Genomic DNA, 21,251 nt, shown 5'->3' on the forward strand with positions numbered 1-21,251 from the left:
CGATGAACGAAACCGTGAACCTCAAGACGCTCTACGCTTCCGAAAAGCCGCTGACACTGGCGATCATGGCCATGGGCGGCCAGGGCGGCGGCGTGCTCGCCGACTGGATCGTCGGTCTTGCCGAAGAGCAGGGCTGGATGGCGCAGTCGACCTCCGTGCCGGGCGTTGCCCAGCGCACCGGTGCGACGATCTACTACATCGAGATGCTGCCCGCCCGCGATGGCGTGTCGCCGATCTTCTCGCTGATGCCGACGCCGGGCGATGTGGATGTCGTGCTGGCCGCCGAACTGATGGAAGCCGGACGCTCTGTATTGCGCGGTCTCGTGACCCCCGACAAGACAACGCTGATCGCCTCGACGCATCGCTCCTTTGCGGTCGGCGAAAAGGAAAAGCCGGGCGACGGTATCGGCGATCCGACCGTAGTGGTCGGTGCGACCGATTTCGCCGCCAAGCGCACCATCGCCTTCGACATGGATACCCTGGCGACCAAAAACGGCAGCGTGATTTCCGCCTCGATGTTCGGCGCTCTTGCAGCCGCCGATGTGCTGCCTTTCCCGAAGGAGGCCTTCGAGGCGACCATTCGCGGCGGCGGCAAGGGTGTCGAGCCCAGCCTGCGTGCCTTCAACGCCGCCTATGAGCGTACCAAGGCCAAGCCGCGGGACGAAGTCACCGCCTCGGCGCCGAAGCGTTTCGATGTCATGCCGGAAACCGCCGGCCATCCGGATCTCGACCGGCTGGTGCATCGCATGCGCGCCGAATTCCCTGAGGTCGCCTGGCCGCTGCTGTTTGCGGGCGTCAAGAAGCTCACGGATTTCCAGGATCCGGCCTATGCCGGCGAATATCTCGATCGGGTCGGCAAACTTCATGCTCTCGACCGTGCCAATGGCGGCGAGGAGCATGATTATGCCTTCACCGTCCAGTCCGCGAAATACGTCGCCGTCGCCATGGCCTATGACGATGTGATCCGCGTCGCCGACCTGAAAACCCGTGGCTCGCGTTTCGATCGTGTGGCCAAGGAAGTCGGCGTCAAACAGGACCAGATCCTCTACATGACCGAATACATGCATCCGCGGATGGAAGAGGTCGTCGGCACCATGCCTAAGAAGCTCGGCCTCTGGGTCGAAAGCCGTCCGAAGGTTTTCGCCTGGCTCGACCGCCGCATCAACAAAGGCCGCCGGGTGCAGACTGGCACGCTCTTCTGGTTCCTGACGCTCTACACGTTGGCGGCTCTGCGCCGTATCCGCCGCGGCACGCTGCGGCACGCACGGGAAGCCGAGCATCGCGAAGCCTGGCTCGGTGCGGCGACTTCGCTTCTGTCGCGGAACTACGATCTCGCGGTCGAAGTGATCAACAATCGCCGCCTGGTGAAGGGCTATTCCGACACCCACGCGCGCGGGCTTTCGAAATTCGACCGGGTGATGTCGGCGCTGACGACCTTGGCGGACCGCGACGACGGTGCGGCCTGGATGAAACGCCTGCGCCAGGCGGCACTGCTCGATGAAAGCGGCATAGCGCTGGACGGTGCGCTGAAGACGGTCTCTACGCTTTAGGTTTTAAGCATAAAGACACATTATAGCCGCGATCCCGTTGCTTTTGCTGCGCATCTGACCGAAACCTAGATGCGCAGTTCTTCAGCCCCGGCAGCCCACATGGAATCCACGGATCGTCAGCCAAGTCGCTTTCGAGACATCCTTGAGACGTACCGTCCTTACCTCATCGCCCTGGCGGCGCTGGCGGTTTTCGCGTTCACGACATTTGCCATCTACAAACTCACCAACGAAGTCAGCTACGACGACGTTATCGAGGCGCTTGGCAATACGCGCTGGTCTTCGGTCGGCCTTGCTGTTTTCTTCACGGCACTGAGTTTCGCGGCGCTGGTCGGATACGACATCAACGCGATCACCTATATCGGCCGGACGCTGCCTTTCGTGCCTGTCGCGATCACGGCTTTCAGCGCCTATGCGGTCGGTAACACGGCCGGTTTCGGAGCCCTCAGCGGCGGAGCGATCCGGTTCCGCGCCTATTCGCGCCTGGGGCTTTCGCCGGACGATATCGGTCGAGTCATCGCATTTGTGACGCTCGCCTTCGGTATAGGGCTTCTGGCGGTCACGGCACTCGCATCGCTGGTCACGGCGCCGCGGATCGGAGCAATCCTCGACATCGACGGAACGTGGGTCCGCGCCGGCGCGATCGTGATCATCCTCGTGCTCATCGCTCTTATGATCCTCGGGCGTGGCGGACGGACGGTATCCATCGGACGATTGAGCATCCGCCTGCCGGACAGCCGTACATCCTCGCAGCAGTTCCTGATCACGGCGCTTGACGTCGCCGCCTCCGCCTCCGTCCTCTACGTGCTTCTGCCGCAGACGGAAATCGGCTGGCCGTCCTTCCTGGCGATCTATGCGACCGCCATCGGCTTGGGTGTCCTCAGCCATGTGCCGGCCGGTCTCGGCGTCTTCGAGACGGTGATCGTCGCGGCACTCGGCAATACGGTGAGCCTCGATGAAGTGCTCGGCAGCCTCGTCCTCTACCGCGTCATCTATCATGTCCTGCCGCTGCTCATCGCCACCCTGGTGGTGATCGGCGTCGAAATTCGCCAACTTGCCCATCACCCCATTGCGTCGACGCTTCGAAAGCTTGAATTCCGCCTGGCGCCGCCGCTTCTGGCGACCTTCTCGATGATCGCCGGCGCAATGCTGATCTTCTCGAGCGTGACGCCGACGCCGGATTCCGACATCAATTTTCTTGGCAACTACCTGCCGCTTCCGGTGTTCGAAGGCGCGCATTTTCTCTCCAGCATCCTCGGCCTCCTGCTGTTCGTCGCGGCGCGCGGCATCGGCCAGCGGCTGGACGGGGCGTGGTGGACCGCCATGGTCTGCACCTCTCTGGCGCTGGTTTTCGCCTTCATGCGGGCGATCGCGCTTTTCGAGGCGACGTTCCTGATCATCCTGCTGGTCAGCCTCTTCCTCAGTGCCAAGCAGTTCAAACGCCGGGCGTCGCTGTTCGGTCAGGTGCTGACGCCGAGCTGGATCGCCGCCATGTTCATCGTCGTCGCCGCGGCGATCACCGTGCTGCTCTTCGTTTATCGCGAAGTGGAATACAGCCGCGAACTCTGGTGGCAGTTCGAGTTTTCCGAGGAAGCTCCGCGCGGATTGCGTGCGGTCCTTGGCCTTGCGATTTTTGCGGCGACGATCTCCGTGTTCAGCCTGTTGCGGCCGGCGGCCCGACGTTCGGCATTGTCCACGGCGGACGATCTCGAGCGGGCGATCCAGCTCGTCATGGCCCAGGACAATGCCGACGCCAATCTTGTCCGGATGGGCGACAAGCGGCTGATGTTCTCCGACAGCGGCAATGCCTTCATCATGTACGGCATCCAGGGCCGCTCCTGGATTGCGCTTTTCGATCCGGTCGGGCCGCAGGAGGAGACAGCGGATCTCGTCTGGCGTTTCGTCGAGGAAGCCCGGGCTCGAGGCGGCCGCGCCGTGCTCTATCAGATTTCGCCCAGCCTCCTTTCGCATTGCGCCGATGCAGGCCTCAGGGCCTTCAAGCTCGGCGAACTGGCGATCGTCGACCTGTCCAGCTTCGACCTCAAGGGCGGCCGGCTGGCCGGGCTTCGTCAGGCCGTCAACAAAGGTGCCCGCGAGGGGCTCGAATTTTCGGTCATCGAGCAGCCGGATGTGATGGCGCATATCGAGGAGCTGCGGCGCGTGTCGGATGCCTGGCTCGAAGATCACAACACGCGCGAGAAGACCTTTTCGCTCGGTGCCTTCCGGGATGACTATGTCAGCGCCCAGCCGGTCGCGATCCTGCGGAAGGACGGCCGGATCGTCGCCTTCGCGACGCTGTCGCTGACGGACACGAAGCAGGAAGGCACGGTCGACCTGATGCGCTTCATGCCGGATGCGCCGAAAGGCTCAATGGACTTCCTGTTCGTGAAGATTATGGAATATCTGCGCGATGCCGGTTATGGACATTTCAATCTCGGCATGGCGCCGCTTTCCGGCATGTCTACACGCGAGGCGGCGCTCGCCTGGGACAGGATCGGCAGCGTCGTTTTCGAGCACGGTGAACGGTTCTACAATTTCAAAGGGTTGAAGGCTTTCAAGTCGAAGTTCCATCCTGCCTGGGAGCCGCGTTATCTCGCTGTGGCAGGGGGCGTCAGCCCCGCCATCGTGATGATGGACGCAACGCTCCTGATCGGCGGCGGCTTGAGGGGAGTGGTTGGTAAATGATGTATCTGCGTTTTCTTGTTATCGTGTTTGCAGCGCTGCTGTCCGGTGTCCCGATGGCGGCTGCACAGGATCAGCAGGATTACCATACGGGCCTTATCCCGCAGCCGCGTATCCTCGTGCCGAACAATGGCAGCGAACTCGAAGGCATCGTCTTCCTGATTTCGGGCGGGCAGGGCTGGGGGGCTCGGGAGGACATCGAGGCGCAGAAGCTGCTCGCGGCCGGTGCCGCCGTGGTCGGCATCGATTTCCCCTCCTATATCAAGTCGCTCGGCGCCGATGACGGCGAATGCATCTACATGGTTTCCGATATCGAGGACGTCTCCCAGCAGGTGCAGCGACGGATCGGCAATACGCAGTACCGCCACCCGATTGTCGCCGGCATCGGAGAAGGCGGTGCGTTGGCGCTGGCGATGATCTCCCAGAGCCCGAATGCGACGATCGAGGAGGCGATTGCCGTCGATCCGCTGGCCGGCATCCCGCTCGGCAAGGAACTCTGCACGCCGGCGTCCAAGCAGAAGGTCGGCGATCGCACGGTCTATGGCTTTGACGACGGTGCTCTGCCTGCAGTCGTGACGATCATTTCCACAGCCACAGCCGATACCGCCGGCAAGGCACATGGTCTTCGCCTGAAACAGGATCACCCCGAGGTCGAGCTCAGCAATTCGAACGAGACCTCCGATGTGGCGCTCTCCCAGGCGCTTGCCGCTCGCATCGCGGCTGCCGGCCGGACCAACCAGCCGCTCGACCTGCCATTGAACGTGCTCGAAGCCAAGCCGGCCATGAACACGATGGCGGTGATCTTTTCCGGCGATGGCGGGTGGCGGGACCTCGACAGCGAAGTGGGCGGCTATCTGCAATCCCAGGGGATTCCGACGATCGGGCTGGATTCGCTGCGTTACTTCTGGTCCGAGCGCAGCCCCCAGGCGACCGCGGACGACCTGGCGAAGATCATCGAACACTATCGCCGGCAATGGGGCGTTCAGAACGTGCTGCTGGTCGGTTATTCGTTCGGGGCGGATGTTCTGCCCGCCACCTACAACCTCCTGCCGGAAGCAGACCGGGCGCGCGTCAAGCAGATTACCCTGCTCGGCCTGTCGCATGAGGTGGACTACGAAATTTCCGTGACCGGCTGGCTTGGCGTCGCTGGCGACGGCAAGGGCGGCGATCCGATGACCGATATCGTCAAGATCGATCCGAAGCTCATCCAATGCGTCTACGGCACCGACGAGGACGACGATCCCTGCCCGACCTTGAAGGACAAGGGCATCGAAGTCGTGCCGATCGAGGGCGGACATCATTTCGACGAGAACTACCAGGCGCTCGGCAAGCGCATCCGCGACAGCCTTCAGACACGGCTGACGAAATAGACCGGTCAGATCTCGTGCTTGCGGATGTTGAGGAGGATCTTGTGGAGCGTGCCCGTAAAGGCGCGGTATTCCTCCTCGTCGATGCCGTCGAACATCCGCAGCAGTGAATCGTACATGGTCGGCCAGAAGCGCCCGAAGGCCGCGCGGCCTTCCTCGGTGATCGTCACATCGCGGATGCGCATGTCCTCGACGCGCGGTGTGCGGCGGATGTAACCCTGGTCTTCGAGGGAATCGAGCGTGCGGCTCATGGTCGACTGTTCGATGACGGCGAACACGGAAAGCTCGTTGATGGTGAGCGAGGCGGAGACGCTGAGGACCGCGAGCGTTCGCATCTTGGCAGTCGACAGGTCGTATTCACGCAGCTCCTCCGCCATGTTGGAGTTCCAGCGGGAGATGATGCGGTTCATCAGGTAGGGTGCGAAATGGTTGAGGCCGATCTCGCCCATGGTCGGCCGATTTTCCTGATCGCCCTCCTGATGCCAGCGCAGCACCACGCCTGAAAACCGTTCTGCCATGAAATCCATGTCTCCTAGACCACGTCGTTTCAACGCAACGACGATGCGAGCAGAAAGCCCGAGCCGCCGGCAAGCCCCGGTCCCGGATGGGTCGAGGCGCCAATATGATAAAGGCCCGGCACGTGCGTGCGGTGGTTAACAGACGACTTGAAGGGTCGCCAGAGGAAAAACTGGTCGAGCCCGCAGAAGCCGCCATAGGGATCGCCGCCGACGAGGTTCATGTTCAGCGATTCCAGATCGGCCGGCGAATAGGCGCGGCGGGCGAGCTTGATTTCGGCAAAGTTCTCGATGTGGCGGGAAAGCAGCGCCTCGATGCGGTCGGCATAAAGTTCGCGCAGCTCGTCGGTCCAGCGGCCGTCCGCAGGTGCGGCAATCTCACCGGCCGCATCGCCCTTGATGAAGCGGGGCGCTTCGGGAAGCTGCAGCCAAAGCACGGATTTGCCTTCCGGCGCGCGTGACGGATCGAAGCTGGCAGGCTGGCCGACGCAAACGGTCGGCTCGGCGGGCAGCAGACCGCGTTCACATTCGTTGGTGGCGCGCGAGACGCCGTCCAGACCGGATGTCAGGTGCAGCAGCGCCACCTTGGCGAGATCCGGATCGCCCTTCCAGCGCGGCGGCGCGGAAAGGGCGTAGTGGATCTGCATATTGCCCTTGCCATAGCGATAACGGGCGACGCCTTCCTGGATCTCGGCCGGGGCCGGTTGCGGCCAGTCCTTCAGCAGCCGGCCATAGATCTGGTTGGGCGTCGTCGAGCAGACCACGCCGGACGCGGCGTCGATCGTCTCGCCGCCAACCAGCCGCACGCCGGCGGCCTTGTTGCCCGGGCCGGCAAGGATGCGTTCGACATCCGCGCCGGTGCGGATCGCTCCGCCCTGATCCGCGATCAGCCGTTCGAAGGCCCGGACGAGATTGGCCGCGCCGCCCTTGACGATCGGGCAGCCGGCAAGTTCGATCGCAAAACCGATGACTTTGACCATCTCGGCCGAATAGGCGCTTTCCGGAGCAAGGCCGCAATGCAGGACCCAGGGCGCCCAGAGGGCGTGAGCGGCTTCCGACCTGTAGGTGGTTTCGAGGTAACCGCGTGCCGGCGTCAGCGCATCGCCGAACCAGGCGGCGAGCTGGCGCAGGCCTTTGCCCCATCCCTGTCTGGCGACCGTCTTCAGTGTTGCGCCGGACCAGAGCGCGCCGCCGAGCAGCGAGAACAGAAAGGCGGCATCCGCGCCAAGGGCGCTCATTTCCTTGTCGAACGTCCTGCCGTCGCCGGCTGCGAGCGCTTCGAACGTCGCGATATTGCGTTGCCTGTCTTTGGAGAAGATGACGGAGGAGCCGTCGGACCGCAGCACGCCGGTCGGCAGGTCGGCATGGGCGAATTCAAGGCCGTGTGCTTCGAGGTCCTTGCCGAGCGCGGCATAGGCGGGAGAGGTGAGGAACAGCACCATGGTGGTGGCCATCACGTCGTGGGTAAAGCCCGGCTCGGTGATCTCTTCCGTGCGCAGGCAGCCGCCGATGCGGTCGCTGCGTTCCAGGAGGAGGACCTTCTTGCCCTTCTTGCCGAGCATGGCGGCGGCGACCAGTGTGTTGATGCCGCTGCCGACGATGATGTAGTCGAAATCCGCCATCCCGCCTGTCTTTCCGCTGGATACAGAAAGGGCCGGAACCTTCCCGGTCCGGCCCTTCGATTGGATCAGGCGATCAGAGCCAGCGCCCGGACCGGCGAGCCGGTGCCCTTGACGAGCTTCAGCGGTGCGGCGATCAGCACGGCGCCCTTCGGCGGAAGCTGGTCGAGGTTCGACAGCGATGCGAGACCGTATTTGCCGGCGCCGTGCATGAGGTTATGGGCCGGGAAGGGCGGGTTCATGCCGCCGGCCGAGCCGGCGTCGGTGCCGATGGTTTCCTGGCCCCAGCCGATAATGCCTTTCGAAATCAGGTATTGGATCGCTTCGGCGGTCGGGCCGGGAGAATGCGGGCCGTTCTCGTCGGCATTCAGGAAGGTTTCGGTCGAGCCGTTGCGCTTGTACCAGTCGGAGCGCATCAGCACCCAGCTGCCGGCTTCGATCTCGCCATGCTCTGCTTCCCATTCCTTGATGCTGTCGACGGTCAGCAGATAATCCGGGTTTTCGGCGGCTTCCTTGGAACGGTCGATGACATTGACCGGCGCCACGAAATTCTGCGGCGGGATGGTGTCGGTGGTGTTGTTCGGCTTGTCCTTGCCGGTGATCCAATGACAGGGCGCGTCGAAATGGGTGCCGGTGTGCTCGCCGAGCTCCAGCCAGTTCCAGGCCCAGAACGGACCGTCCTCGTTATATTCCGAGATCGTGTGGACGGCGACCTTCGGCGTGTTCTTGCCGAACTGCGGCGGCAGGTAGAGAACGGGGGTATCCGGCCCGAGCGGCGCCGTCAGGTCCACGACCTTGACCGAGCCGGAAAGAAGAGCGGAAGCGAGACTGGTAAGCGTGCTGGAAGACATGGTGCCGGGTTCCCCTTGAATTGACCGGTTTCGTGAGCCGGGCAGCAGCCGGTTTCCTCGCCGGATGCCGCTAACCGATGAGGGAGCCTATTGCAGAAAATATGAGGATGCAAGCAATCGGGAGGGGCGGCAGCGAGCAAATTTCCGTTCCGTATGCGCCGTGAAAAATCGCCAAGTTTTGTTCGAAGCCGCTTGTTTCCGACTCGATTGAGGGCAAGTGCGAGCGGCAGTTCGGCTGCAGACAAATTGCCCGTGCTCGCTGCTCTCCTCGGAAAATATATGCATATGGATGGATAATTGGAACGAGGGAGGGCGCTTTCTTTGACGCTGTGGCGATCGGGGCGGTGATAAAGGGCTTGTGGGCCGCATCCGTCAGCGGGCGATCCGGCCCGGGAATCTTTGACATTTCAAATATCTGCTTCTAGACGGTGGCTCGGTTACAGAGGCAATATTCGGAATGGCAGAAGCGGAAGCGATCAACGTCGATCTGGAGATCATCGTTCAGGGCGCCCAGGGGCGGTCGAAGCCGGAGCTGCGGCTCTGGCTGCGTATGCTGTCGACCACCAAGTTGATCAGCCAGGAAATCCGCCGCCGCCTGCGTGCCGAATTCGGCGCGACGCTGCCGCAGTTCGATTTGATGGCGCAGCTCTATCGCGAGAAGGACGGGCTTCGGCTCGGCGAGCTTTCCAAGCGCACCATGGTTACCAACGGCAATGTCACCGGGCTTGTCGAGAGGCTGGAAGCGGACGGTTATGTCCAGCGCGTGACGCCGGACGGCGACCGGCGCGTGACGGTCGCGACACTCACCGAGGCGGGCATGACGCTGTTTGCGGCGATGGCCACGGCGCATGAGGCCTGGCTGCAGGACATGATGGCGGATGTCGATCCGCGCATGACAACGGCGTTGTGGTCGGAGATCGGCACGATCAAGAGCTCCGCCAACAACCATCTCTCAGGCGCTGCCTTCGAATAGGCTTTACCGTCAGCGCTTCTTTTCCTTGTTGAACCGTTGTTCGAGAAGGTTGACCAGCCGCACCATCGGCCAGAGGAAGGCGATATAGATCAGTGCGGCGCCGATCAGCGGCGTCGGGTTGGCATAGAGCGCCTGCGCGTCCGTCGCCTCCTTGAGGAGTTCGGGCAGTGCGACGGTGGAGGCAAGTGACGTATCCTTGAACATCGAGACGCAGTTGTTGGTCATCGGCGGAATGACGATGCGGATCGCCTGCGGCAGCACGACCTTGCGTAGCGTGACGGAGAAGGGCAGCCCGAGCGCCGCGGCGGCCTCGAACTGGCCGCGGGGGATCCCCTCGATTCCGGAGCGGAAGATTTCCGCCGAATAGGCGGCCATGACGATCGAGAAGGCGAGACCCGCGGACGTCCACGAGGACAGGCGGATGCCGACGAAGGGCAGCGCGTAATAGATGAGGATGAGCACGACCAGCATCGGCGCAGCGCGAAATATGTCGATATAGAGCACCATCAGATAGCGCACCGGCTTCGGCCCGTAGAGGCGCAGAAGCGCGATCACCAGGCCGATGGGAATGCCGAAACCGATGCCGGCGACGCCGAGCAGGAAGGTGTTGATCAGTCCGCGCAGCAGCGCCGGAAACGCGTCGCCGAGAACCCCGAGATTGAAGAAAGTGTCGAGGAGTGTCATTTCCTGGTGCCTCTATGCTCAAGAAAATGCCGGCCGTCGCCGGCCGGCATGACTGGGATTTGCGAAATCGATAGCCGGCTCAGGGCTTCGGCAGCGGCTGTTCGACGGCGGAGGCGGAACCGGCGGCGGGATCGGAGCCGAACCACTTCTTGTGGATCGCGGCCAGCGTGCCGTCCTTCTTCATGGCGGTGATCGCGTCGTTCGCCTTGGCGAGCAGCGGATGGTCCTTGGTCATCATCAGGCCGTACTGTTCGCCGGTCTTGATGCGTACCTTGACGGCGAGGTCCTTCATCTTGAGGAAGGCGTATTCCATGCCCGGGACGTCGCTGACCGCCACGTCGGCACGGCCGGCGGAGAGATCCATCAGCAGGTCCTGCTGGGCGTTGTAGCTCTTGATGTCGGTGATGCCGTATTTTTCCTTGTTGTCCTTGGCCCACTTGTCGCCCGTGGAGCCGGCCAGGACGCCGACGACCTTGCCCTTGAGGTCCTCGACCTTGGAAATGGCCGCTTCCTTGCGGGTGGCTATGCCCATGTCGGCGTCATAATAGGCCTGCGTGAAGGACTGGCTGCCGAGGCGCTCCTTGGTGATGGTGATCGAGGAGATCGCGACATCGATACGCTTCGAGGAAGTGGCGGCGAACAGAGCCTGGAAGCCGAGGTCGGAAATCTCGACCGTCATGCCGAGGCGCTTGGCGACTTCGTTGACGATATCGACCTCGAAACCCTCGAAAGTACCCGTAGCGGTCTTGTATTCGAAGGGCGGATTGCTGGGATAGGAGCCAACGGCAAGCGCTGCGGCGGAGGCCGAACCGGCGCTTGCGACGGACAGGGCGGCGGCACCCGCGAGGCCGAAAAAGGCGCGGCGGAAAAGGCTCATGGTCATGATTGCGTTCCCTCTGTTCTGGTGCCGGCGGGCGCTTTTCCAGCCGGATCGGATGCGAAATTATTCCTGATGATCGGCAGGTGGAGCGACGTGGCGCAGGCCCTCTCCCAAGAGCTATCCGGCGGCGTCCCTATCCTCTTCAACGCGCGTGGAAGCGGATCGTGATCGAAAATCCAGCAAGATTCAAGCGGAAAGATTGAAGCTTAAATCATGTCCCCTGCGGTGCGTTTCGGTCCGTAAAACAAGCTTGAAAATAGTTTAGGTCTAAACTTGTTTTTCACCGCCGACGGCTCGATAGTGGACTACGACCGGGGAACAGAGGCCGCCGGCAATCGTTGCGGCCCCATAGAGAAGCAGGAAGCCACGCCATGCGTTTTGCCTATTTCGCCTTTTTCGAGAATGTCGATGGAAGCCAGCTCGAAGTGAGCAAGGCGGATGTCGAGACGGTTGCCGAGATCGTCAAGCTGACACCTGGCCTCACCGCTGCCAATCTCTACACGCCCGAAGTCACCAAGGACATGTACAACAAGGATGAGCAGTCGCCGATCTTCGGCATGCAGCTCTACTTCAACGACCTAACGGACCTGGAAGACGCGATGGCGCCGGCTGGGCACCTGCAACAGCTTGCCGCCTCCGGCGTACTGTCGAGCATCCGCGGCGCCAAGGGCACGCAGCAGGCCATGTATGCGCGGCATTTCCCGGTCGACGAGGCCAGGCTCGATATGGCGAAGAACGGAAATCCCTGTTCCTACGTGGTGCATTACACCGGCCCGGCCGAAGACCTGAACGTCTGGATGCATCACTATGTCAGCCATCATCCGCCGGTGATGCGCACTTTCCCCGGCATTCGCAAGATCGAGGTCCTGTCGCGGATCGACTGGTGCGGTTTCCTTCCCTGGGAACGGGTCAACCACATGCAGCGCAACCGGGTGATGTTCGACAGCCCGGCAGCACTGCAGGCCGCGCTGCAATCTCCGGCGCGCATCGCCATGCGTGAGGATTTCAAGACCTTCCCGCCCTTCGAAGGCGGCAATTCCCATTTCCCGATGGAAACCAAGATCATCGTCCCTTGAAGGGCGATGAGTTCATTCAGAGCTTGATATGGTCGCGGTTGAGATCGGCGACCGAGCGACATCCGAGAAGCGCCATCGTGCGGCGGGTCTCTTCTTCGAGGATGGCGATGGCGCGAGCCGCACCCGCCTCGCCGCCGGCCGCAAGTCCATAGAGCGTGGCGCGGCCGGTCATGATCGCATCGGCGCCGAGCGCCAGGGCCTTGACGATATCCGTGCCGCGGCGGAAACCGCTGTCGGCGAGGATGGTGATCCTGCCTTTCAGCTTGCTGGCGATCTTCGGCAGGATGGTGATCGGCGACGGTGCGCCGTCTAGCTGGCGTCCGCCGTGATTGCTGATGACGATGCCATCTGCGCCCGCATCGACGGCCAGCTCCGCATCGCGCAGCGTCATGACGCCCTTGATGATCAGCGGGCGCTTCCAGATTTTGCGCAAGTGGCGGATGTGGCTCCAGTGAAGGTCCGGCTCCACCTGCTCGCGCGACCAGATGGCCGTGCGGGCGAAGGTCTGCTGGTCCACGGGGAGGAAATCGAGAAGGTTGCCGAAGGGCGGGATGCCACGCGCCATGACCGACAAAGCCCAGCGCGGATGGCAGAAAATATCCAGCTTGTGGCGGAAGGTCGGGTCCATGCCGGAGCGGTAGTTGCGGCGGTCCCATTCGCGGTTGCCGAAAGTCGCGGCATCGGTCGTCACCATCAGCGCCTGGCAGCCGGCTCTTTCGGCGCGGCCGACCAGTTCGTCCATGAAGGCCTGCGAGCGGAAGACGTAGAGCTGCATCCAGTGGTTCAGATCGGGGATGTTGGAAAGCTCCTCGATCCGCATGTTGGAGACAGTGCTCTGGGTGAAGGTGACACCAGCCTTGGCGGCCGCTTCAGCCAGCAGCCGGTCTCCCTGATACTGGAAGAGGCCGTTGAAGCCGGTCGGTGCGATGATGAAGGGCAGCCGCATCGTCCGTCCGAAGATTTTCGTCGAAAGATCGGGCACGCCGACGCCGGTCAGTGTCGAGGGGCGGAACTCGATTTCCGAAAAGACTTCGCGGTTGCGGCGGAGCGTCCATTCCTCCTCGGCGCCGCCTTCGAGATATTCCAGCACGAAGGCGGGCAGGCGGCTGCGCGCCATGGCCTGGAGGTCCGCGATCGTGACGGCGCGGCCGACATTCCTGCCGCTATAATATCGCCGTCCGGCGATCGCCATCACTCGACCTGATAGCCGGCTTCCGCCAGCACCGGCGACCATTCGGCATTGACGTCATCCGGCGGCACTGCGGCGAGCAGGCTGCGGGTATAGGCGTGCTGTGGATCGGCAAATACCGTTTCCGTTCTGCCGCTTTCCACCACCTCGCCGCGATACATGACCATGACCCGATCGCAGAGATAACGAACGACCGAAAGGTCGTGGCTGATGAACAGCATGGAGAATCCGTGTTCGTCGCGCAGTTTCAGCAGAAGGTCGAGAAGCTGCGCCTGCACCGAGACGTCGAGGCCGGACACGATCTCGTCGGCGACGAGGATGCGCGGCAGGGTGCAAAGCGCGCGGGCGATGTTGACGCGCTGTTTCTGGCCGCCCGAGAGCTGCGAGGGAAAGCGCATCGCCGCATCCGGCGGCAGGCCGATTTCCTTCAAGAGTTCGGCGGCGCGGTCCATGCGTTCGCGGGTACTGTTGTGCAGCCCGCTTGCCTCGTTCGCCTGGGTGACGATGCTGCCGATCCGCCGGCGCGGGTTGAGCGCCGATTGCGGGTCCTGGAAGACCATCTGGATGTATTCGCGACGATAGGCCCGGTCGGCATTGCCGTTGGCGGTGATGTCGCGGCCGGCAAGCGTGATCCTGCCATCTGTCGGCGTATCGAGGCCGACGACGAGGCGTGCGAGCGAGCTCTTGCCGCTGCCGCTTTCGCCGACAATGCCGACGAACTCACCCTCGCCGAGTGAAAAGTCGACACTGCTGACGGCCTTGAAGCTGCTGCGCTTGGCGAACGGGCTCCAGGCGGTCGTGTAGGCCTTGGTGAGCTTCTCGCCGTTGAGATGGATCCTGGCCGATGCGACCTCGCGGCCGGGCGCCAGCGGCGGCGGCACGATGTCCGGCGTCTTTTCCGTGCGAATGCAGGCGGCAATATGGTTCGGGCCGATATCGGCAAGCGGTGGTTCGATCTCCGTGCAGGCCTCGATCGCGTTCGGACAGCGCGAGGCGAAACGGCAGCCTTTCAACTCCTTGAGCACCCGCAGGCCAGGCATCCGCTCGGGCAGGATGAAGAGGCCGCGGCGGGGGCCTGTGATCGTCGGATTGGCGAGTTGCAGGCAGCGCGTATAGGGATGCGCCGGGGACGAGAAAAGCTGCTTGGCAGGGCCCCGCTCGGCCGGGCGGCCGGCATAGAGCACCATGATCTCGTCGCTGATCTGCGAAGCGAGGCGCAGGTCGTGGGTGATGAAGATCACCGCCGTGCCGTCGCGTTTCTGCATTTCGGCGATCAGCTTGACGATGCGGGCCTGAATGGTGACGTCGAGTGCGGTGGTCGGTTCGTCGGCGATCAGCAGGCGCGGGCGGCTGGCAAAGGCCATGGCGATCAGGATGCGCTGGCACATGCCGCCGGAAAGCTGGTGCGGGTATTTTTCCAGCAGTGCCGCGCCATGCGGCAGATGGACGGATTCGAACTCCTTCAGCGCCCGCTCGCGCCAGTTCTCTCCGGCGGCAAGGCCGATCCGCAGAAGATGTTCCTTGATCTGCTGGCCGACAGTCAGCACCGGGTTGAGGCCGGAAAGCGGCTCCTGCGGGATGAAGGCGATGTCGCGGCCGAGAAGGTTGCGGCGTCGTTCCGGCAACATGCTCACCAGGTCCTCGCCGTCGAAGGCGAGGGTGCCCTTGGTGACCGCGAAACCCTTCGGCAGATATTGCGAGATGGTGCGGCCGATCATCGATTTGCCAGCCCCGGATTCGCCGACCAGGCCGAGGATCTTGCCGGGCTCCAGGGAGAAGTTGAGATCGGTCAGGACCGGGAAGCTTTCCTTGGCTCCTACCGATTCAACGCAGAGATTCCTTGCGGAAAGAATGGGATTTTGGGCGGTAAGAATGGCCATGTCAGGTGCGCTCCGTCTGGGTCAGGCGCGTGTCGAGGGTGCGGCGCAGGCCGTCGCCCAGGATATTGAAACCGAAGACCGCGAAGAAGATCGCGAAGATCGGCGCGATCAGGTTGAACGGCGCGTCGTAGATGTTCTGGCGCGCATCGGCGATCATCTGGCCCCAGGCCGCCGTTTCCGAGCCGACGCTCATGCCGACAAAGGAGAGGATCGCCTCGACGATGATGGCGACGCCCATTTCGAGGCTCATCAGTGTGATGAGCAGCGGCAGGGTACCGGGCAGGATTTCGCGGGTGATGGTGCGCCAGTGCGAGAAGCCGATGAGCTGCGCGGCAGAGACGTAGTCGCGCCGGCGCAGGACGATCACTTCGCTTCGCAGCACGCGACAGAAACGGGTCCAGTCGACCAGGATGATGGCGAGCACGACGTTGCGCAACCCGGTGCCGAGGCCGACCATCAGGATCAGGGACAGAATGACAGGAGGGAAGGAGAGCCAGATTTCGACGATGCGGCCGATCACCCAATCGACCCAGCCGCCGAAATAACCTGCGACGTGGGCGAAAAAGGCGCCGATGACCATCGCGCCGATCGAGGCCGTGAACGCGACGGTGAGCGCCACGCGGGCGCCGAAAATCAGGCGGGAGAGGACGCAGCGGCCGAGGCTGTCCGTGCCGAGCGGAAACATCGCATCGCCGCCTTCGGCCCAGATCGGAGGGGTCAGGATCGACAGCAGGTTCTGCTCGTTCGGATCGTTGGGCGCCAGGTAGGGTGCGAAGATCGCGCAGACGGCCAGAATGAAGATGATCACAAGGCCTGTCTGGACACGGCCGGATTTCAGCCAGAGTGGAAGCGGTCGCCCCTTCGTATATTGCAGCATGTCAGCGCACCCTCAGTTTCGGGTTGAGGATCAGATAGAGGCTGTCGACCACGATGCTGATCACCAGAACGGCGACGCAATAGGTAAGCCCCGCGCCCTGGATGATCGGCAGGTCCGCGTTGCGGATGGCATCGACCATCAGGTTGCCCATGCCCGGATAGGAATAGATGATTTCGACCAGCAGCGTGCCGCCGAACAGGAAGCCGAACTGCACGCCCATCAGGCTGAGCGTCGGCAGGATGGCGTTCTTCAGGCCGTGGCGGATCAGGATGCGCTTTTCGGAAAGCCCGCGAAGGCGGGCCTGCTGGATGTAGTCATCCTGGTAGGCATCGAGGAGGCTCGAGCGCAGCACGCGCATGAGCGACGGAGACAATGCGATGCCGAGTGCGAGGCACGGCAGGATCATGTGCTGGAGCGCATTGAAGAATGTCGGGATATTGCCGGTGATCAGGCTGTCGAGCAGCAGGAAACCGGTGACGAGCGGGCGCTCGAAACCGGGGCTGAGGCGGCCGGTAAAGGGCAGAACCTCGAAAAAGACGCCGAATATGAGGAGCAGGAACAGGCTCCAGAGGAACTCAGGAAGCGAGAGCAGCAGGATGGAAAAGAAATCCATCACGGCTTCGGCGCGGGTGCCGCGCACGTAGAACAGGAAGAGACCGCCCGCGAGGCCGAAGACGGTTGCGACCATCATGGCGATGACGGCAAGCTCGATAGTGGCGGGCAGTGTCGAACCGATCAGGCTCGTCACATCCTGGCGGAAATGGATGGAGCGGCCGATATCGCCGTGGAAGAGCTTGTTCAGCCAGATGCCATACTGCTGATAGAGCGGCAGGTTGAGCCCCATTTCCGCGCGCATCGCCTCGACTTCCTGGACCGTCGCATTGGGCGGCAGGGACATCGCGGCCGGATCGACCGGCAGGATGCGCAGGATGCAGAAGAGAAGCGCGGAAACAAGCAGCAGGATCGGTATCGCGGTGAGGACACGCTTTACCAAGAGCTTGGCAATGGTCGCAAACATGCGCATGCCCCGTATGACGATGTGAAGGAATGGGTCCGGGCGTACCCGGACCCCAGGATGGCGAAGTCAGCCGGTATCAGGACCAGGACATGGTGCTGCCCAGAACCCAGGCATTGCCATACTTGACGTAGTTGAGGCTCTTCTTCTTGACCAGCGTCTGGACGCTCTGCAGGATCGGAATATTGGCGCCGGTCTCGACAGCTTCCTGCGCGACGGCCTTGTAACCGGCGATGCGCTTCTCATAGACCGGTTCGACGAAGAGCTTGAGGATCTTCTCACCGATCTCCGGACCCTTCCAGGCGCCGAACGGCATTTTCGGGTTCATCAGATAACCGGAGAAGATTTCCGGGTCGCCGGTGGCGTTGTCGAAGCTGTAGAGGGTCGCTTCCGGCAGCTTGCCGCCGCGGTTGAGCTCGAAATATTTCGAGTATTCGATCTGTTCGAGTTCGACCTTGAGGCCGACCTTTTGCCACATCTGCACCAGGGCGCGGGCGATATCGAAGTCGCTCGGGAACTGGCCGTTGGTCGCGGCGAGTTTGAAGGTTGCGGGCTTGTCCGCGGTGTAGCCCGCGTCGGCCAAAAGCTTCTTCGACAGTTCCGGGTCGTAGGGGAACTTGTAGTCGGGCAGGTAACCCGGCGTGCCGGGGGTTGCCGGAATCGAGAGCGGCACGGCGGCACCGCCATAGAACGCCTTGGAAAGCGCTGCCTTGTCGATCGCATGGTGGGCGGCAAGACGGACGGCCTTGTCCGTAAAGCCCAGGTCGTTGCGCATCTGCAGAAGGATCAGGCGGGTAAAGGGGTTGATCTCGGCGGTCAGACCGTCGGTCTTGCCGAGCCGCTCGGCTTCACGCACCGGAATATTGACGGTCAGGTCCACCTGGCCGGACTGGATGGCAGCGGTGCGCGCCGACGGGTCCTTGATGATGTCGATGGTGACGCGCTTGATCTTCGGCTTGGTGCCGAAATAGTCGTCGTTGCGCTCCAGCACGATGCGGGAGTTCATCTGATAGTCGACGAGCTTATAGGGGCCGGTGCCGACCGGCTTCTTGGCGAATTCTTCCGGGCCGACGGATTCGATATATTTCTTCGGCACCAGATAGCTGCCGAGGAAGGCAAGCCACTGCGGCGCTGTCGGAGTCGGTGCCGAGAACTTCATGACGCCGGATGTCGGCGAGAGGATCTCGATGTCGGTCAGCGTGCGCCAGGAATTGGCGATGTCGAGCTTCAGGCCGGATTTGATACGGTCGACGAAGGTGTACTTGAAGTCCTCCATCGTCATCGGATCGCCGTTGTGGAACTTCACGTCGCTGCGGATCTCGAACGGCATCGAAAGGCCGTCCGGCTTCAGCTCCCACTTGGTGATGAGATTGCCGATGAGCTTCAGGTCCGGCGACTGGTCGAGCGGCTGGTCGAAGACCATCTTGAAGAGCGGCTGCGCATCCGGAACGAAGCGCAGGTTCGGGTCCCAGGACGGCACGTCGGACGGCCAGCCGATGGTGACGCTCTCGGTGCCCTGGGCGAAGGCGAAGCTGGCCTGCGAGAGCACGGAGCCGCTGACCGCGGCAAGGCCGAGCATCTGCAGGAGATTTCTGCGGTCGATTTCAAAAGTCATGACGATCCCTCTGGTTTGCCCGTCGATCGTGACCGACGGACCTGCGGCGGTTGGTGAAACGCAAGCCTGCAATCCTGCCAGGGGCTTCTCTTGATTTTCGATGCCGCTTTTTGCGGTCGTCCCCTTAACAATTGAGGGGATCGTAGAACGCGGTATAAATTACTTCAAGCCTAAAATTTCCGATCATGAGAAATTGAGAATCCCGTCGACTTATGCGTGTAAAGGCCGGAAATGCCGGTTTTTTGTCAGCCTGCAGGTTGAGGACCTGATGACGGCGATCACTAAATGGGCGGTCAAAAAACACCCCGGTAAAAATCCATTGACGTCCTTTCCAATTATTTTATGCTTAAAATGTCTTTTAGAAAAATGACGCCTCAGCGCAGCTGAAAGAGGGACGCTCATGATCGATCCGCATTGTCATTCCAGCAGCATCATGGTGGAGCGCCCGGCGGCGGTCGCATTCGATCTGATGTCGGACGGGCTGAAACAGGGCCAGTGGGCGTGGGGCAGCCTCAACCGCACGGAGGTCGAGCCGGGTCTCTTCGCCGGCACCTCGACCTTCACGGGAAAACAGACATTCGTGCGGCTCAATGTCGACCGGCCCCGCTTCCAGGTGGACTACGAAGTCGGCGCGACCAAGGACGCCATGCAGTTTCGCAACATGTCCCGGGTCATCCCGGGCGAACTCCTGCGCATGTCGCCGGACAGGTGCGTGGTGACGCTGCTGACCTGGCGGCTGGAGACGCAGACGGATGCGGAGTGGATCCAGTTCGGCACGATCCACGAGGCAGAAATGTTCCTGATCAAAGGCATCTTGGAACGGGCATAAGGACAGGACCATGCATTCTCCCTATCTCCTATTCGAAAACCAAGCGCTGAAAAGCCCCGATGCGCCGATGCTGATCGCGCCGGCCAGCGCCAAGCTTCCCTATGCGCCTAAGGGCTTTCGCTACAGCTATGGCGAGGTTTTCGCGCGCGTCGGTCTGCTGAAGCAGAAGTTCGCGGCGGCAGGATATGGGATCGGCGCCCGCGTCGCCCTCCTGCTCGAAAACCGCCCGGAATTCTTCGACTACTGGCTGGCGTTGAACGCGATCGGCGTCTCGATCGTGCCGATCAATCCCGACCTGCGGCGCGACGAGTTGCTCTTTCAGCTCGACATGTCCGAGGCTTCGTTGATGGTCGTCGTCCGTGAGCGGCTGGATGATCTGCGTTCCATATCGCCGGGCAAGGTGGCGGTGATCGGTGCGGGCGACGACATTCCGCCTTCGCCGGAAACACGCGAGGCACGGCCCGGCGGCCCGGATGCCGAATGCGCTCTGCTCTTTACCTCCGGCAGCACCGGCAAGCCGAAGGGCTGCATTCTTTCGAATATCTACTTCATCGGCATCGCCGAATGGTACACGACGCAGGGCGGCATCGCCGAGATGGGCGAGGGAACCGAAGTGGCGCTGACGCCGCTACCGATGTTCCACATGAATGCGCTCGGCTGCACCGCTGTCGGCATGATCATGAAGGGCGGCGCGATCGTGCCGCTCGATCGGTTCCATTCGAGCAGCTGGTGGGCGTCGATCGCCGATTCGGGCGCGACGATCATTCATTGTCTGGGCGTCATTCCCGCGATCCTGCTGCAACTTCCGGCCGTCGAAGCCGAGCGGGCACACAGGGTGAAATTCGCGCTGGGACCGGGCGTCGATGCCCGCCACAAGATCGAGTTCGAGTCGCGCTACGGCATTCCGATCGTCGAGGCCTGGGCAATGACCGAAACCGGCGGCCGGGCCGTGACCACCACCGCGGCGGATGACTATACGCCGGGCCTGCGCTGTATCGGCCGGCCACGTGCGGGCATGGATTTTCGGATCGTCGACGATGCGGGGAATGATGCGGAGCTCGGCAAGCCCGGGGAACTGCTGGTGCGCGCCGAGGGCGCAAACCCGCGCGACGGTTTCTTCAGCGGCTATCTCAACGACGAAAAGGCGACCGAAGAGGCGTGGGAGGGCGGTTGGTTCCATACCGGCGATGTCGTTTATGCCGACGAGAAGGGACTTCTCTATTTCTTCGACCGCAAGAAGAGCATCGTACGCCGCAGCGGCGAGAACATCGCGGTTCTGGAAGTGGAAGCGGCCCTTGCCAAGGATCCGGGGGTCAAGGCATCGGCGGTGACGCCGGTGCCGGACGATCTGCGCGGCGAGGAAGTTTTTGCCTTCATCGTCGAGAACGAACCCGCGGGAGCGGACGAGCCGGCCGGGAAGGCCAAGCGCATCATCGAAACCGCCGGCGCTCATATCGCCTATCACAAGCTTCCCGGCTACGTGGTCTTCATCGACAGGCTGCCGGTGAGCTCGACCCAGAAATTGCAGCGTGGCGAGATCAAGGCGATGGCGGCGAAGGCCGTCGAGGACGGTTCGGCGATCGATCTGCGGAAGCTGAAGGCTTCGATCCGCAAGGCTTGATGAATTCCCTTAGGATTCATCATCCCGTCTG

The 21,251-nt window shown here is 62.4% G+C and carries 17 protein-coding genes; 7 read left to right on the forward strand and 10 right to left on the reverse strand.

Annotated features, from left to right (window positions below; genetic code table 11):
- Window positions 1-2 precede the first annotated feature (2 nt).
- The 3 genes from ACZ9EJ_RS19645 to ACZ9EJ_RS19655 all read left to right on the forward strand — a co-directional run bounded on the left by ACZ9EJ_RS19645 (window position 3) and on the right by ACZ9EJ_RS19655 (window position 5,599).
- Window positions 3-1,550 (forward strand): indolepyruvate oxidoreductase subunit beta family protein, encoded by a 1,548-nt coding sequence (locus tag ACZ9EJ_RS19645; RefSeq protein ID WP_046641740.1) that lies wholly within the window; start codon window positions 3-5, stop codon window positions 1,548-1,550.
- Between the two features lie 99 nt (window positions 1,551-1,649).
- Complete coding sequence (gene mprF, locus ACZ9EJ_RS19650) at window positions 1,650-4,232, forward strand: bifunctional lysylphosphatidylglycerol flippase/synthetase MprF (RefSeq protein ID WP_046641741.1); 2,583 nt, start codon at window positions 1,650-1,652, stop codon at window positions 4,230-4,232.
- Complete coding sequence (locus ACZ9EJ_RS19655) at window positions 4,229-5,599, forward strand: virulence factor family protein (protein WP_046641742.1); 1,371 nt, start codon at window positions 4,229-4,231, stop codon at window positions 5,597-5,599. The genes mprF and ACZ9EJ_RS19655 overlap by 4 nt, the downstream gene beginning before the upstream one ends.
- A gap of 5 nt (window positions 5,600-5,604) precedes the next feature.
- Here ACZ9EJ_RS19655 and ACZ9EJ_RS19660 read toward each other — a convergent pair whose 3' ends face one another.
- The 3 genes from ACZ9EJ_RS19660 to ACZ9EJ_RS19670 all read right to left on the reverse strand — a co-directional run bounded on the left by ACZ9EJ_RS19660 (window position 5,605) and on the right by ACZ9EJ_RS19670 (window position 8,581).
- A complete protein-coding gene (locus ACZ9EJ_RS19660) occupies window positions 5,605-6,114 on the reverse strand; it encodes a MarR family winged helix-turn-helix transcriptional regulator (protein WP_046631931.1) in 510 nt (169 codons plus the stop codon).
- A 29-nt stretch (window positions 6,115-6,143) separates the two neighbouring features.
- A complete protein-coding gene (locus ACZ9EJ_RS19665) occupies window positions 6,144-7,733 on the reverse strand; it encodes a phytoene desaturase family protein (RefSeq protein WP_046641743.1) in 1,590 nt (529 codons plus the stop codon).
- 65 nt (window positions 7,734-7,798) lie between these two features.
- Window positions 7,799-8,581, reverse strand: a complete 783-nt coding sequence (locus ACZ9EJ_RS19670; protein ID WP_046641744.1) for a cyclase family protein — start codon at window positions 8,579-8,581, stop codon at window positions 7,799-7,801.
- Between the two features lie 457 nt (window positions 8,582-9,038).
- Between ACZ9EJ_RS19670 and ACZ9EJ_RS19675 the strand changes: the two genes are divergently transcribed.
- Window positions 9,039-9,554, forward strand: a complete 516-nt coding sequence (locus ACZ9EJ_RS19675) for a MarR family winged helix-turn-helix transcriptional regulator (RefSeq protein ID WP_046631578.1) — start codon at window positions 9,039-9,041, stop codon at window positions 9,552-9,554.
- A 9-nt stretch (window positions 9,555-9,563) separates the two neighbouring features.
- On the opposite strand, the gene ACZ9EJ_RS19680 is transcribed toward ACZ9EJ_RS19675, so the two are convergent.
- Window positions 9,564-10,238, reverse strand: coding sequence for an amino acid ABC transporter permease (locus ACZ9EJ_RS19680; protein WP_007754488.1), 675 nt, complete (start codon window positions 10,236-10,238; stop codon window positions 9,564-9,566).
- A gap of 79 nt (window positions 10,239-10,317) precedes the next feature.
- Window positions 10,318-11,115 (reverse strand): ABC transporter substrate-binding protein, encoded by a 798-nt coding sequence (locus ACZ9EJ_RS19685; protein WP_046641773.1) that lies wholly within the window; start codon window positions 11,113-11,115, stop codon window positions 10,318-10,320.
- A 374-nt stretch (window positions 11,116-11,489) separates the two neighbouring features.
- Here ACZ9EJ_RS19685 and ACZ9EJ_RS19690 point away from each other — a divergent pair, with 374 nt between their 5' ends.
- Window positions 11,490-12,194: an EthD domain-containing protein gene (locus ACZ9EJ_RS19690; protein ID WP_046641745.1), complete on the forward strand. Its 705-nt coding sequence runs from the start codon at window positions 11,490-11,492 to the stop codon at window positions 12,192-12,194.
- A gap of 16 nt (window positions 12,195-12,210) precedes the next feature.
- On the opposite strand, the gene ACZ9EJ_RS19695 is transcribed toward ACZ9EJ_RS19690, so the two are convergent.
- From ACZ9EJ_RS19695 to ACZ9EJ_RS19715, 5 genes are all read right to left on the reverse strand, one after another.
- A complete protein-coding gene (locus tag ACZ9EJ_RS19695; RefSeq protein ID WP_046641746.1) occupies window positions 12,211-13,386 on the reverse strand; it encodes an alpha-hydroxy acid oxidase in 1,176 nt (391 codons plus the stop codon).
- Window positions 13,386-15,263, reverse strand: coding sequence for a dipeptide ABC transporter ATP-binding protein (locus ACZ9EJ_RS19700; RefSeq protein ID WP_052764670.1), 1,878 nt, complete (start codon window positions 15,261-15,263; stop codon window positions 13,386-13,388). Before ACZ9EJ_RS19700 ends, ACZ9EJ_RS19695 begins: the two co-directional genes overlap by 1 nt.
- Window position 15,264: 1 nt before the next feature.
- Window positions 15,265-16,140, reverse strand: a complete 876-nt coding sequence (locus ACZ9EJ_RS19705) for an ABC transporter permease (protein ID WP_046631587.1) — start codon at window positions 16,138-16,140, stop codon at window positions 15,265-15,267.
- Between the two features lies 1 nt (window position 16,141).
- The gene (locus tag ACZ9EJ_RS19710) at window positions 16,142-17,158 is read right to left on the reverse strand and encodes an ABC transporter permease (protein ID WP_046631936.1); all 1,017 of its coding nucleotides are present in this window, start codon (window positions 17,156-17,158) and stop codon (window positions 16,142-16,144) included.
- Window positions 17,159-17,234: 76 nt separating this feature from the next.
- Complete coding sequence (locus ACZ9EJ_RS19715) at window positions 17,235-18,770, reverse strand: ABC transporter substrate-binding protein (protein ID WP_052764671.1); 1,536 nt, start codon at window positions 18,768-18,770, stop codon at window positions 17,235-17,237.
- Between the two features lie 400 nt (window positions 18,771-19,170).
- Here ACZ9EJ_RS19715 and ACZ9EJ_RS19720 point away from each other — a divergent pair, with 400 nt between their 5' ends.
- Window positions 19,171-19,599, forward strand: a complete 429-nt coding sequence (locus tag ACZ9EJ_RS19720) for a hypothetical protein (protein WP_046641747.1) — start codon at window positions 19,171-19,173, stop codon at window positions 19,597-19,599.
- 10 nt (window positions 19,600-19,609) lie between these two features.
- Entirely contained in the window at window positions 19,610-21,220 is a 1,611-nt protein-coding gene (locus ACZ9EJ_RS19725) for an AMP-binding protein (protein WP_046641748.1), read from the forward strand.
- Window positions 21,221-21,251: the final 31 nt, after the last annotated feature.

This window comes from Neorhizobium sp. USDA 3394 (genome assembly GCF_056280385.1).

Excerpts from the sequence above, each read along its gene's own strand:
- ACZ9EJ_RS19645 (WP_046641740.1), top strand. The coding sequence starts at position 3 with ATGAACGAAACCGTGAACCTCAAGACGCTCTACGCTTCCGAAAAGCCG.
- mprF (WP_046641741.1), top strand. The coding sequence starts at position 1,650 with ATGGAATCCACGGATCGTCAGCCAAGTCGCTTTCGAGACATCCTTGAG.
- ACZ9EJ_RS19655 (WP_046641742.1), top strand. The coding sequence starts at position 4,229 with ATGATGTATCTGCGTTTTCTTGTTATCGTGTTTGCAGCGCTGCTGTCC.
- ACZ9EJ_RS19660 (WP_046631931.1), bottom strand. The coding sequence starts at position 6,114 with ATGGCAGAACGGTTTTCAGGCGTGGTGCTGCGCTGGCATCAGGAGGGC.
- ACZ9EJ_RS19665 (WP_046641743.1), bottom strand. The coding sequence starts at position 7,733 with ATGGCGGATTTCGACTACATCATCGTCGGCAGCGGCATCAACACACTG.
- ACZ9EJ_RS19670 (WP_046641744.1), bottom strand. The coding sequence starts at position 8,581 with ATGTCTTCCAGCACGCTTACCAGTCTCGCTTCCGCTCTTCTTTCCGGC.
- ACZ9EJ_RS19675 (WP_046631578.1), top strand. The coding sequence starts at position 9,039 with ATGGCAGAAGCGGAAGCGATCAACGTCGATCTGGAGATCATCGTTCAG.
- ACZ9EJ_RS19680 (WP_007754488.1), bottom strand. The coding sequence starts at position 10,238 with ATGACACTCCTCGACACTTTCTTCAATCTCGGGGTTCTCGGCGACGCG.
- ACZ9EJ_RS19685 (WP_046641773.1), bottom strand. The coding sequence starts at position 11,115 with ATGAGCCTTTTCCGCCGCGCCTTTTTCGGCCTCGCGGGTGCCGCCGCC.
- ACZ9EJ_RS19690 (WP_046641745.1), top strand. The coding sequence starts at position 11,490 with ATGCGTTTTGCCTATTTCGCCTTTTTCGAGAATGTCGATGGAAGCCAG.
- ACZ9EJ_RS19695 (WP_046641746.1), bottom strand. The coding sequence starts at position 13,386 with ATGGCGATCGCCGGACGGCGATATTATAGCGGCAGGAATGTCGGCCGC.
- ACZ9EJ_RS19700 (WP_052764670.1), bottom strand. The coding sequence starts at position 15,263 with ATGGCCATTCTTACCGCCCAAAATCCCATTCTTTCCGCAAGGAATCTC.
- ACZ9EJ_RS19705 (WP_046631587.1), bottom strand. The coding sequence starts at position 16,140 with ATGCTGCAATATACGAAGGGGCGACCGCTTCCACTCTGGCTGAAATCC.
- ACZ9EJ_RS19710 (WP_046631936.1), bottom strand. The coding sequence starts at position 17,158 with ATGTTTGCGACCATTGCCAAGCTCTTGGTAAAGCGTGTCCTCACCGCG.
- ACZ9EJ_RS19715 (WP_052764671.1), bottom strand. The coding sequence starts at position 18,770 with ATGACTTTTGAAATCGACCGCAGAAATCTCCTGCAGATGCTCGGCCTT.
- ACZ9EJ_RS19720 (WP_046641747.1), top strand. The coding sequence starts at position 19,171 with ATGATCGATCCGCATTGTCATTCCAGCAGCATCATGGTGGAGCGCCCG.
- ACZ9EJ_RS19725 (WP_046641748.1), top strand. The coding sequence starts at position 19,610 with ATGCATTCTCCCTATCTCCTATTCGAAAACCAAGCGCTGAAAAGCCCC.